Source organism: Trichormus sp. NMC-1, assembly GCF_001858025.1.
GTDB lineage: Bacteria > Cyanobacteriota > Cyanobacteriia > Cyanobacteriales > Nostocaceae > Anabaena.
In genome coordinates this window covers 790,918-803,780 of record NZ_LZQD01000002.1, presented here as the reverse complement: position 1 = coordinate 803,780, position 12,863 = coordinate 790,918, and the positions used below count along the sequence as shown (strand labels likewise).

The window sequence follows — 12,863 nt, the reverse complement described above, 5'->3', positions numbered from 1 at the left end:
ATACCTTTAAATTTTTCTGTTAACCTACTTACTGTATAGTTAGTATTTTTTTGCTTATTCTTCATAAAAAATCACTTTTTTAGAGCTAGGCAACATTTGATGCTAATTATTTATGTTGATGAGTTTTTATTAATACCAATTTTAAAAATATTGCAGGAGATGCAAAACTGTAAAGCTGATACAGTAAGTATTTTAAAAATAAAAATCTAAAATCTAAAATCCACAATGGTATAAATGAATAATTCAAATTCAGATGAGAGTAAATATATTCATCAAGCTTTTATATATAAAGTATCTTAATTTACTTTTTCTTCATAATTTATCATTAATTTACAGTTAAATTGTTTCTAGATAGTTGGTAGAGAAAAATCACTATATGAAAAGAAATTTTTTCTCTATTCTTTGTGCATCCTCTTCATCCCGATAACTTAAATTATAACCTGCCTGCAAATCTTCGAGGAATTAATTGCATGAAAGCGGTGATTTTAGCTGGAGGACTTGGTACACGCCTCAGTGAAGAAACCAGTATCAAACCCAAGCCGATGGTTGAGATTGGTGGTAAGCCAATTCTCTGGCATATCATGAAAATTTATTCTTCCCACGGAATTAATGAATTTATCATTTGTTGTGGTTACAAAGGTTACATCATTAAAGAGTATTTTGCTAACTACTTCTTACATATGTCAGACGTGACATTTGATATGAGATTTAATCAAATGAGTATACATTCTGGATATGCTGAACCCTGGCGCATCACCTTAGTAAATACAGGTGATAATACCATGACAGGTGGGCGCTTAAAAAGAGTCAAAGAACACATTGGTAATGACACTTTTTGCTTTACCTATGGTGATGGTGTCAGTGATGTAAATATCACAGAATTAATTAAATTTCATAAAGAGCAAAAAAGTTTAGCAACACTCAGTGCCGTACAACCAGCGGGAAGATTTGGCGCAATTTCTCTCGGACAAGAACAAACCAAAATTGCGAGTTTTCGAGAAAAACCTGAAGGTGATGGTGCTTGGATTAATGGCGGTTATTTTGTTCTAGAACCAGAAGTAATCAACTTTATTACTGATGATGATACTGTTTGGGAAAAAGAGCCATTAGAAAAATTAGCTGATATGGAACAATTATCGGCTTTTAAACATAATGGATTTTGGCAACCAATGGATACTTTAAGAGACAAAAACTACTTAGAGGATCTATGGCAAAGTAATAAAGCTCCGTGGAAAATTTGGTAATACCAATTTTAGATGTTAGATTTTGGATAGGGGAAAAATTACTAATGTATGATTTTGCGATTATCGGCGGGGGAATAGTTGGACTTTCCACAGCAATGGCTATAGGAAATCGCTATCCTGATGCACGGATATTAGTGCTAGAAAAAGAAAGTCAATGGGCATTTCATCAAACAGGCAATAACAGCGGTGTAATTCATTCAGGAGTTTACTACAAACCAGGCAGCTTTAAAGCTAAATTTTGCCGTGATGGTAGTCGCTCAATGGTAGAATTCTGCCAAAAATATGAAATTGAACATGATATTTGTGGTAAAGTTATTGTTGCTACAGAAGAACAAGAACTCCCACGATTAGAAACTCTCTATCAACGAGGTTTAGAGAACGGTATACCAGTTCAAAGAATCAGTGCTGAAGAAGTCAAAGAAATTGAACCTCATGTCAGTTGTGTAGGTGGAATTCGGGTATTTTCAACAGGAATTGTTAATTACAAACAAGTTTGTTTAAAATACGCTGAAATCATTCAACAGCAAGGTGGAGATTTACGCCTCAATACCAAAGTTTTACAAATTTCCCAAAGTGGGAAGAATCAGGTAATTGAAACCAATAAAGGTAGTTTTGAAACTCAATTTGTGATCAATTGTGCCGGATTGCATAGCGATCGCATTGCAAAATTAGGTAAAGCTGACCCCCAAGCCAAAATAGTTCCTTTCCGGGGCGAATATTACGAACTAACCCCAGAAAAACGCTATTTGGTCAAAACGCTCATTTACCCGGTTCCCAACCCCGATTTCCCCTTTCTGGGTGTCCACTTTACTCGGATGATTGACAGTAGTGTCCATGCGGGACCAAATGCAGTTCTCAGCTTTAAACGTGAAGGTTACAAAAAAACCGACTTTGACTTGCGAGATTTTGCCGAAGTAATCACCTATCCTGGTTTCTGGAAACTAGCAGCTAAACACGCTGATGAAGGAATTCAAGAAATCATTCGTTCCTTTAGTAAAGCCGCTTTTGTCAGAAGTTTGCAAAAGCTAATTCCTGAAGTCCAAGCCGCAGATTTAGTTCCCACTCATGCAGGAGTTCGCGCTCAAGCATTAATGAATAATGGTTCCTTGGTAGACGACTTTTTAATCGTCCAAGGTAACAACTCTATTCATGTTTGCAATGCTCCCTCTCCCGCTGCGACTTCTTCTTTAGAAATTGGTAAAGCAATTGTGGCGCAAATACCCCAAGAGTCCTTTCTTGTAGAAATGGCAGCAAAAAATTAACTTTTGATGAATTACGAATATAGCGGTTATCGGTTGAGTGAGGGACAAAAACCCCACCCCCAACCCCCTAAGAGCAAGCGATGAGGGGGCTATGATGTACCTAACGCTATAACTGCTGCATTGACATGAAATCTTCGTCAAGATGGCGGGATGTTTTTTGGGGAATGGTGAGGCGAAAATCCATGAAATTAACATCAATAACTACCTCTAAACTCTAAAAATATTGTGCAGAAATACTCATTTACTGATTCTAAATGAGTCATGAACACATATTTTATAGTGGATGTTGGTTTACAACATAGTTTGGTGATTTATCTGTGAGCATTATCAGTTAATTACCGCATCTAACCCAACTAACAAGATGTTCACAACCTCCGCAAAGATTGCTATACATCCTTTGCTGTTGGTGCTATGGCAAAGAGAATTTATCCCCAAAAAAGCACCCTTTAATGGAAATAATCCACAAACAAGGAAATAAAAACAATGAAAATATTAGTAACAGGAACAGAAGGATATCTTGGTTCTTTACTACCTCCTATGTTAATTGCCAGAGGTCATGAAGTTCTCGGTGTAGATACTGGATTTTATAAAGTTGGTTGGTTATATAACGGGACTGACGTAACAGCTAAAACCCTCAACAAAGATATTCGTAATATTACTCCTGAAGATTTGCAAGGTGTGGAAGCAATCGTTCACATGGCGGAACTTTCCAATGATCCTACAGGACAATTATCACCCAATATCACCTATGAAATTAATCATTTAGGTTCGGTTCGTCTTGCTAATCTAGCAAAAGCTGTGGGTGTACGTCGCTTTGTTTATATGTCTTCTTGCAGTGTTTACGGCGTTGCTAGTGAAGATGATGTTACAGAAGAATCACCTGTTAATCCACAAACAGCTTATGCAGAATGTAAAACATTAGTAGAAAGAGATGTTCAGCCATTAGCTGATGATGATTTCTCTCCTACTTTCATGCGGAATGCTACTGCTTTTGGTGCTTCTCCGAGAATGCGATTTGATATTGTTTTAAACAACTTATCAGGATTAGCATGGACTACCAAAGAAATTAAAATGACTAGTGACGGTACACCTTGGCGGCCATTAGTTCATGCTTTGGATATTTGTAAAGCCATTGTTTGCGCTTTAGAAGCACCTAGAGATGTTGTCCACAATCAAGTCTTTAACGTCGGAGATACAACCAATAATTATCGGGTTAAAGAAATCGCAGAAATTATTGCTGATACTTTCCCCGGTTGTAAATTATCTTTTGGTAATAACGGTTCAGATAACCGCAGCTATCGAGTTTCATTTGAGAAGATTAATACAATTCTTCCCGGATTTAAGTGTGATTGGAATGCTCAACGCGGCGCTCAACAATTATTAGATTTATTCAGTCAAATCCACATGACTGAAGATACTTTCCTGTTCCGAGGATTCACAAGATTAAAGCAGTTAGAGTATCTAATTCGTACTCAACAAATTGATCAAGATTTTTTCTGGAGTCAACAATAGTTTGAAGATAAATTAGGACGATTTTCCGAATCAAATCAAATATATTTGGTTCGGAATTCTTTAATATACTCAGTAGAATTCTGATTTTTTCACCAAGGAAACTCCTAATTATTGAGGATTGATTAACATATCATGAATAAATTACTTACCATTGCTATTCCTACATATAATCGTGCTGCTTTGCTAGATAAACAGTTAGCATGGCTGGCTAAATCTATCAAAGGTTTTGAATCTGAATGTGAAATTATTGTTTCTGATAATTGTTCAGAAGATAATACACAGGAAATAATTAAGAAATGGCAGTTACTTTTAGCAAATTCAACATTTCATAACAACAAAAATAGCGAAAATGTTGGGGTAATGAAAAATATTGCTTATTGCATACAAGCCGCAACAGGCAAATATGTTTGGACTATTAGCGATGATGATATTATTGCCGATGAAACTATATCTTACCTCGTCAATACCTTAAAGCAAGAGCCAGATTTAACTTTACTGATATTAAATTTTTCCTGTCGTCATGAAGTCACAGGGGAATTATTATATCAACGCTGTTATGAAGTTGATCATGAACAAGTTGAGCATGATGGCAAAGCAGCATTTGAGCGTTCTATACAAAAACATCGCGCTGGTGTACAACTAATGACTGCTCAAGTATACAGGACAGAATTAGCTCAGTCCGCTCTGCAAAAATGGCCTGATGGTTTAAAAAACTTAGATTACCAGGTCTTTTTAACTGGTTTTTGTGCTTGTCATGGCAGCGTCAAAATAACTAAAGATGCTTATTTGGAAAATGCTTTTGGAGCTAGTCATTGGATGGTAAAGCCAAAAATATTGCTGAAAATGCAATATACTTATTCACCGGAAGTTAATATCAAACTAAGGGAGATAGGATATTCTCACAAGTTTTGTAGTCAATTAGTTGTCGCTCACTTCAAAAATAATAATTGGAAAGTTTTTTTTGGTGCTTTGAGAAGATGGCCTATCATGGCAGTTACCACCATAATTCCTTATCTTAGTTTAGTGAGTGTGTCAATTTTAGAAAGCGCTGTTGCTTATCAGCAAATGGAAGATAAAACTTCATAAGCGAGAAGTGTAAGCAATGAAAAATTCTCCTGAATCTACATATTGTTTGATGAAGTGAGAATCTGATATTGAACAATTAAAAAAAGGGGACAGGAAACTATTAACAGATAAGAAACACTCATTTGCTGAGTTTAAAGCTCAGTCAAAAAAAGATGTTTTTAAAAGATGCGTAGCACGAAAAAAACAGTTTCATTATTTCAACCTCATGTTTTTAAACATGAGTTTTTTCTGTTCCCTCTGAACAGGTTTTACGTTAACCATCCATATTGAGGTAATCGATGATTTTTACATCCACTAATCTCCCCGGCGCTTTTATTATTGATTTAGAAGAAAAGCCTGATTCTCGTGGTTTCTTCGCTCGGACTTTCTGCGCTGAAGAATTTGCTGCTCATGGTTTAAAGCCAACAGTTGCTCAATGTAACTTGTCTTTTAATCATAAAAAAGGCACATTGCGGGGAATGCACTATCAAGTTCTCCCCGCAGCAGAAACAAAATTAATTCGCTGTACTCAAGGAGCAATTTATGACGTAATTATTGATATGCGTCCTGAATCTCCCACTTATCTATCGCATATTGGTGTAGAACTAACTGCGGAAAATCGCCGCGCTCTTTATGTACCAGAAATGTTTGCTCATGGCTATCAAGCTTTGACAGATGGTGCAGAAGTTGTTTATCAAGTGGGTGAATTTTACACCCCTGGATATGAGCGTGGTTTGCGTTATGATGATCCGATTTTAGAAATTTCTTGGCCTTTGAGTGCCACGGAAATGTCTGAGAAAGATCGGAATTGGCCTTTACTAGAATCTATTTTGATAGGAGTTTAAAATGATTATTGTAGATAAAGCTCTTCAAGCACGCGCTGCATTAGGTAAGCCAGTCAAAGTAGCCATGATTGGTGCGGGTTTTATGGGACGTGGAATTGCTAATCAAATTATCAATTCTGTTCCAGGAATGAAGTTAGTTGCTATCTTCAATCGTCATATAGATACAGCTAAACGAGCTTATTTAGAAGCAGGAATCGAGGATATTCAGGTTGTTACTAATGTAGCTGATTTAGAAGCGGCGATCGCCCAAGAGCAATATGCAGTCACTGAAGATGCCATGTTGCTGTGCGAAGCAGAAGGCATAGATGCAATCATTGAAGTTACAGGCACAATTGAATTTGCGGCTCATTTGGTCATGAGTGCGATCGCTCATCAAAAGCATATCATTTTGATGAACGCAGAACTCGACGGTACAATTGGTCCCATTCTCAAAGTCCATGCAGACCGCGCTGGAGTCATTCTCAGCGCCTGTGACGGCGACCAACCTGGGGTAGAAATGAACCTGTACCGCTTTGTCAAAAGCATCGGTTTAACCCCCCTACTGTGCGGCAACATCAAAGGTCTACAAGACCCCTACCGCAACCCCACCACCCAAGAAGGCTTTGCTAAACGCTGGGGTCAAAATCCCGCTATGGTAACAAGCTTTGCAGACGGGACAAAAATTTCTTTTGAACAAGCAATTGTTGCCAATGCTACAGATATGAAAGTAGCAAAACGGGGAATGTTGGGATATGACTACACAGGTCATGTGGATGAAATGACCAAAATGTACGATGTTGACCAACTCAAAGAATTAGGTGGCATCGTTGATTATGTCGTTGGCACAAAACCAGGCCCAGGAGTGTTTGTTTTTGCCACCCACGACGACCCCAAACAGCGCCATTATCTCAACCTCTATAAACTCGGTGAAGGACCCCTCTACAGCTTCTATACCCCCTATCACCTCTGCCATTTTGAAGTTCCCTTATCAGTAGCGCGTGCAGTCCTGTTCCATGATGCCGTTCTGGCTCCCATAGCAGGCCCTGTTGTCGATGTCGTCGCTACTGCCAAAATCGACCTCAAAGCCGGAGAAACCCTAGATGGTATTGGTTATTACATGACCTATGGACAATGTGAAAACTCAGAAATTGTCCAGCAAGAAAACTTACTACCAATGGGGATAGCGGAAGGATGTCGGTTAAAGCGTGATCTTGCTAAAGATCAAGTCCTCACCTACGACGATGTGGAATTACCAGAAGGTAGACTTTGCGACAAACTCCGATCTGAACAAACAGTTTACTTTGCTCCTGCAAAAACCCTGTTATTTGCAAAATAGCAGTTAGTTAATTGACCGCTTAAGGGTTATTACCACACCCTTAATACCATTTCTTGATGAGGATGCGCTTTATTCGCAGATGTAGAGACGTTCCATGGAACGTCTCTACTATATTTATTCGGCGCAACTTTACACAGAATTGGTATAAGCAAGCATGGGTTTGTTCTCAATGAGCGAATAATTAAAATTTTTCCTGATATTCTTATTCAACTGCTGATTCTTATTTATAGGTAGTAAAGATTTTAGTCCATAGTATTTACTTAGTTTTTGTTCAAAACAAAGAACTTCTTTATTAAGTGTAACTTACTTGACTAAAATTTTTGCAAAAATCAGTAAAATTTCCAAATTCTTTCAAATTCTTTATATTTTCCCAAGGGCATTATCCAAAATTCAAAATCTCTACCACTATCTAAAGATGGGTTTAGTCTAGACAATATACTGATATAAACATATCGGTACATCCTTGTTAATTAACCCTGAATTTAATCAACATTGAAATATAAGGCATCATCCATGAAAATTGCTCTTGTCCATGATTATTTAACCCAGCGCGGTGGGGCAGAGCGTGTGTTTGAATTGCTTTGTAAACGTTATCCAGAAGCGGATATCTTCACCTCATTATACGAGCCACAAAAAACTATTGATATCAGTGAGCGGATAGTTAACACCACGTTCTTACAAAAGATTCCCGGTGCAGCCAAACATTTTCGCTTGATGGCTCCTCTATACTTTCCTGCTTTTCGGGCTTTGAATTTACAAGACTACGATTTAATTATCAGTAGTAGTACTAGTTTTGCGAAAGCAGTCAGGAAAAAACCACAAGCACGTCATATTTGTTTTTGTCATAATGTTACCCGGTTTTTATGGGATACAGAAACTTATTTACGAGAATATGGAGACTATCGCTACTTTGCGCCCTTAATTGAAAAAATCTTTCAAATGATGAGAAATGTAGACCTGAAATATTCTCAGGAACCCGACCTCTACATTGCTAATTCCAGCGTTGTTGCCCGTCGTATTCAAAAAATTTACGGGAAACAAGCAATTGTAATTAACTATCCAATTGATACAAGTAATTTTGTCTTTTCAGATACCAAAGATGAATACTACTTGGCATCTGCCCGGATGATAAGTTATAAACGTCTTGATATCATAGTCGAAGCTTTTAATTGGTTAGGGTGGAATTTATTAATCTCAGGTGACGGACCAGAACTAGAACGGTTAAAATCCAAAGCATTAGGCAATATAGAGTTCTTAGGTCATGTTAGTGATGGAACACGTAAAGACTTATTTTCTAGAGCTAAGTCTATTATTGTTGCAGCCTTAGAAGACTATGGATTAGTTCCAGTAGAAGCAAATGCTAGTGGAACACCAGTAATTGCCTATGGAGCCGGCGGGGTATTAGATACTCAAATACCTGGTCAAACAGGGGTTTTTTTTAAGAGGCAAACACCCGATTCTCTACAAGCCGCATTACTAGAAGCTAGAGGAATATCTTGGAATTACGAAAAAATTCGTAATCACGCTGTCAATAATTTCTCAGAGCAAGCATTCTTTAGTAAGGTTGAGCAAATCATTGATCAATCTGGGGAAATGCATCACTCATTCGTTTGATTTGTTAACTGTATCCCTAAAGGGAAGCCATCTCGCAGAGAAGGATAATAACCGTGGTTCAAACCAGCCTAAATCCCCATATAAATTCAGTAGTAGAATCAGAACCAGGCTACGGACAAATGCTAACTGTATTAGTCCGGAGATTTCCCTGGTTTTTGTTAGTATTTCTCAGTTCTACGGCGCTTGCAGGCATTATAACTTTGAAGACAAGTCCCAACTTCAAAAGTACAATGCAACTACTAATAGAACCTAATTATCAAGGTAAAAAAGAAGGAAGTGGGGTAGACAATCAGTTTACCGACACTAACGTGGTCATAGACACTGCAACCCAGCTGAATCTGATGCAGAGTTCTGGACTCATCCAAAAAGCAGTTGATAAACTGAAATCAGACTATCCGAACATCACTGTCGCTGAAATTAAAACCTCTTTAGTTTTAACTCAAATTAAGACGAAAGAAGATAATGTTGCCACTAAAATCTTTCAAGTTGATTATACGGGTGGCAATCCAGAGAAAACCCAAAAGGTGCTGACTGCCATTCGCCAAGTTTATGTAGAATACAATAAACAACAGCAAGATTTACGGTTGCAGAAAGGTTTACAAGTTATTAGGGAACAGTTAAGAAAAGCCAGTGAAGAGGTGAATTCATCTGAATCCAATCTCCAACGGTTTCGCAGAAATCAAAATTTAATTGATCCAGAGTTACAGGCTAAAGCAATTGAGGAAACTTTAAACAATATTCAGAAAGAGCGGCAGACTACTCGTTCTCAATATGAGGAAGCTTTGGCTCGGCAAAAATCTTTAGAAGAACAACTGAATCGTTCTCCAAAAAATGCCTTAGTGTCTTCTCGTTTGAGTCAGTCTACTCGCTACCAAAGCTTACTCAATGAAATCCAAAAAACAGAACTAGCTTTAGCACAAGAACGTTTACGCTTTACTGATGGCACTCCTAGCGTGCAGAAGTTGAACGAACAACTTCAAAGTCAAAAAGAACTATTGCAAAAAGAAGTGAGTAGAACTTTAGGTGGACGCTCCACTGCTGCATTCAGTTCTAGAGACACTCTTCTGGAACAAGGACAGCTTGGTGAAATAGATCTTAACCTGACTGGTCAGTTAGTAGACAACCAAACCAATATAGTTGCGTTGACTGCCCGTGATCAAACCTTGGCACAAAAAGAGAGCGAACTGCGATCGCAACTGAAACGCTTTCCTTCTCTGTTAGCTTATTACAATCGCATACTCCCACAATTACAATTTAGCCGGGAAAGAATGGAGCAATTGTTGAGAGCAGAACAGCAATTGCGGCAGGAACTTTCCAAAGGTGGATTTAATTGGGAAGTAGTGGAAGAACCACAAAAAGGCATACTCACTGGTCCTTTCCTCAAACAGAATCTTTTGTTAGGTGCAGTGGTGGGATTAATGTTAGGCGGTATTGCAGCCTTTATTCGAGAAGCATCTGATGATTCATTGCATACTACTGCTGAGTTGGAAAAACAATTTTCTCTGCCATTATTAGGCACAACGCCCAAGTTGCCACCGGCTAAACCGAGAGAATCAGTGATCAAATTGCCTTTTGGTAAGCCTGAAGTTCTCGCTCCTTGGACAATTCAGGTGCTGCAATCCCCTCCTCGTTGGGAATCCCTAGATCTGATTTATAAAAATATAGAACTTCTCAATACTGTATCCGACTTGAGGTCGTTGATGGTGACATCAGCACTTCCGGATGACGGTAAGTCAGCTTTGGCACTAGGTCTGGCTATGAGTGCGGCTCGATTACACAAAAAAGTCCTGCTCATTGATGCCAATTTACGCGCTCCTAGTTTACATCAACAGCTAAATCTGCCTAATGAACAAGGGCTTTCCACTCTACTAGCTAGTGATGTCAATCTACCCAATCAAATTGGAATTCAATACTCAGGCTCATCCTACATCGATATTTTGACTGCTGGACCCATACCTCTTGACTCAGCTAATCTCTTGAGTTCTCCACGGATGATGCAATTAATGGCAGCATTTGAAGAGAACTATGATTTGGTACTCATCGATGCTCCACCAGTTCTGGGTTTAGTAGATGCCATGCTCGCAGCATCATCTTGTCGGAGTGTGATTATGGTCGCAAGCATTGGTAAAGTTACACGAACTCAACTTTCCCAAGCTACAGCTATGTTGAGCAAGTTAAATCTGATTGGGGTTGTGGCAAATGGAGTATCCAACTCTGACAGTGCTTATGTACCTTATCTCAAACAGCAACAATTGGCGCTACAACAAATTGTGGAAAAATAGCTAAATGATTTCCACTTCAGTATTCTGTTTATTAATTCATTCCCCAGCCCGATCAGGGCTGGGCTTCTAGCCGAAGCTGAATGGAGGGGAAGGGTGTAGAGAAAGATGTCGTTTTCCTCTATAAAAACTACCTTCTGCCTCATGTATTTTCCCATTTAATTTGTTAATATTGGGGCTATTTATATTGTTTGTATTCTTAGCTATAAATATAACAAATTATGTTTTAGGGATGATAAAATATAATTTTATTCGCTGCATTATCCAGTCAGTAAATTTATCGTAGCTTAATATTTTGTCCAAAATCCAAGCTTTATTTAAAGAGTGAATAAAGAATTTATTTCAGCATTAGTTATTTCTGGTGATTACTATATTGTAGAAGTTGAAGACAAAACTCCAAGCTAAAAGGGTAAAAGTAAATAGGTTTTGTGATGATTGTCTCAAAATTAATTCAGAGGTAACAGGAAGCAACAGCGAACAGAAAAAACTCATGTTTAAAAACATAAGATTGAAATAATGACACTGTTTTTTGACTGAGCTTTAAACTCAGAACTAAAGTTTCTTATCTGTTAAGAGTTCCCTATTCCCTTTTTTTGTAAGTGAACTTAAATTGATGTCGTGATAAGGCTATAGGGTGATTACCCTCTACAAATCTCCAGAGAAAATACTAAGTGCGATAACGCCTCTATCTTAATTGCTGCTTGCTTAACTTCTATTATTGCTTTCTGTACATTTTGACACCGACAACATTAAGCTAGGTGCTTGCTCAGAAAACAGGTTTTAATAGCTTGTTTTTACCTTGATTTATCTCAGCATTTTAGAGCAACAACAAAACTCGCATCTCAATATTTTGCATTCCTAGCCGGAGCGATCAAATCAGTAATTTGCTACTATATACATTCAAAGGAATATGACAACATCAATCATTCCCAATTTACATAATCACTCTACTATACCCCAACAGCATCAAAATTATCACTCTCAATACTGCACACTTCAATGGCGCAGGGGTCAGTTGTTGGTGAAGGTTCCTGGAAACTTAAAACAGCCATATTTACCTTCACTAGATAACAAACAATTATTGGTAGAGTGTTTAAAACATTCTCCCATTAGTTTGGTAAGTATAGATCCAAAACTAGGTGGTACTTCGCTACGATTTTGGGCAGATGCTTGTAAACAGGCTAAAAAACCAATCTTCCTTAGCCCAGTTTTTGGTAAGAAATTGCCTAAACAAGATCAGCAAACCTTGCGGACTATACAAAGACTAATTGACTGGATTTTAGCTTTCTTTATCCTGTTATTAGTTAGTCCTGTCATGCTGGTATTGGCTTTACTTATGCAGTTGTACTCGCCGGGGTTACTATTTTCTTATGAGTGGCATATTGGCGAGAAAGGTAAACTTTTTCAAGTCATCAAGTTTTGTACAACAGGAAAAGATAATATCACCTTTTTAGGTTTTTTGATGCGTAAATATCGTCTAGATAATTTACCAAAATTATTAAATATCCTCCGTGGTGATATGAGTTTAATTGGCTCTCATTGTTGGGCTTTAGCAGATGTAGTTCAGCTAGGTTTAGAAAATGAAAAACTGCAACCTCAGCTAACAGTAATTACAAATAGATGGTAAATATCAAGATTCTAATCTGTTGCATTTAGATAGACACTGTAATTTCCCGATACCATTTGCATTTTCAAGGATATAATTATTAGCTGTTAGTGCGGTAGGT

At 37.8% G+C, this 12,863-nt stretch carries 9 protein-coding genes; all 9 read left to right on the top strand.

Annotation, left to right across the window (positions count from 1 at the left end; genetic code table 11):
* Positions 1-470 precede the first annotated feature (470 nt).
* The 9 genes from rfbF to hepC all read left to right on the top strand — a co-directional run bounded on the left by rfbF (position 471) and on the right by hepC (position 12,763).
* The gene (gene rfbF, locus A9Y75_RS10230; protein ID WP_071189455.1) at positions 471-1,244 is read left to right on the top strand and encodes a glucose-1-phosphate cytidylyltransferase; all 774 of its coding nucleotides are present in this window, start codon (positions 471-473) and stop codon (positions 1,242-1,244) included.
* Positions 1,245-1,288: 44 nt separating this feature from the next.
* On the top strand, positions 1,289-2,506 hold the full coding sequence (gene lhgO, locus A9Y75_RS10225) for an L-2-hydroxyglutarate oxidase (protein ID WP_071189671.1): 1,218 nt from the start codon (positions 1,289-1,291) through the stop codon (positions 2,504-2,506).
* Between the two features lie 483 nt (positions 2,507-2,989).
* Entirely contained in the window at positions 2,990-4,018 is a 1,029-nt protein-coding gene (locus A9Y75_RS10220; RefSeq protein ID WP_071189454.1) for an SDR family oxidoreductase, read from the top strand.
* Between the two features lie 132 nt (positions 4,019-4,150).
* The gene (locus tag A9Y75_RS10215; protein ID WP_071189453.1) at positions 4,151-5,104 is read left to right on the top strand and encodes a glycosyltransferase family 2 protein; all 954 of its coding nucleotides are present in this window, start codon (positions 4,151-4,153) and stop codon (positions 5,102-5,104) included.
* A 278-nt stretch (positions 5,105-5,382) separates the two neighbouring features.
* On the top strand, positions 5,383-5,928 hold the full coding sequence (gene rfbC, locus A9Y75_RS10210; protein WP_071189452.1) for a dTDP-4-dehydrorhamnose 3,5-epimerase: 546 nt from the start codon (positions 5,383-5,385) through the stop codon (positions 5,926-5,928).
* Between the two features lies 1 nt (position 5,929).
* Entirely contained in the window at positions 5,930-7,243 is a 1,314-nt protein-coding gene (locus A9Y75_RS10205) for a Gfo/Idh/MocA family oxidoreductase (RefSeq protein ID WP_071189451.1), read from the top strand.
* Between the two features lie 513 nt (positions 7,244-7,756).
* Positions 7,757-8,857, top strand: a complete 1,101-nt coding sequence (locus A9Y75_RS10200) for a glycosyltransferase (RefSeq protein ID WP_071189450.1) — start codon at positions 7,757-7,759, stop codon at positions 8,855-8,857.
* Between the two features lie 53 nt (positions 8,858-8,910).
* Entirely contained in the window at positions 8,911-11,139 is a 2,229-nt protein-coding gene (locus A9Y75_RS10195; RefSeq protein WP_071189449.1) for a polysaccharide biosynthesis tyrosine autokinase, read from the top strand.
* Positions 11,140-12,046: 907 nt separating this feature from the next.
* A complete protein-coding gene (hepC, locus tag A9Y75_RS10190; RefSeq protein ID WP_071189448.1) occupies positions 12,047-12,763 on the top strand; it encodes a heterocyst development glycosyltransferase HepC in 717 nt (238 codons plus the stop codon).
* The last annotated feature ends 100 nt before the right edge of the window (positions 12,764-12,863 follow it).

Bases quoted from the DNA above. Each gene is read 5' to 3' on its own strand.
- rfbF (WP_071189455.1), top strand. From the start codon at position 471: ATGAAAGCGGTGATTTTAGCTGGAGGACTTGGTACACGCCTCAGTGAA.
- lhgO (WP_071189671.1), top strand. From the start codon at position 1,289: ATGTATGATTTTGCGATTATCGGCGGGGGAATAGTTGGACTTTCCACA.
- A9Y75_RS10220 (WP_071189454.1), top strand. From the start codon at position 2,990: ATGAAAATATTAGTAACAGGAACAGAAGGATATCTTGGTTCTTTACTA.
- A9Y75_RS10215 (WP_071189453.1), top strand. From the start codon at position 4,151: ATGAATAAATTACTTACCATTGCTATTCCTACATATAATCGTGCTGCT.
- rfbC (WP_071189452.1), top strand. From the start codon at position 5,383: ATGATTTTTACATCCACTAATCTCCCCGGCGCTTTTATTATTGATTTA.
- A9Y75_RS10205 (WP_071189451.1), top strand. From the start codon at position 5,930: ATGATTATTGTAGATAAAGCTCTTCAAGCACGCGCTGCATTAGGTAAG.
- A9Y75_RS10200 (WP_071189450.1), top strand. From the start codon at position 7,757: ATGAAAATTGCTCTTGTCCATGATTATTTAACCCAGCGCGGTGGGGCA.
- hepC (WP_071189448.1), top strand. From the start codon at position 12,047: ATGACAACATCAATCATTCCCAATTTACATAATCACTCTACTATACCC.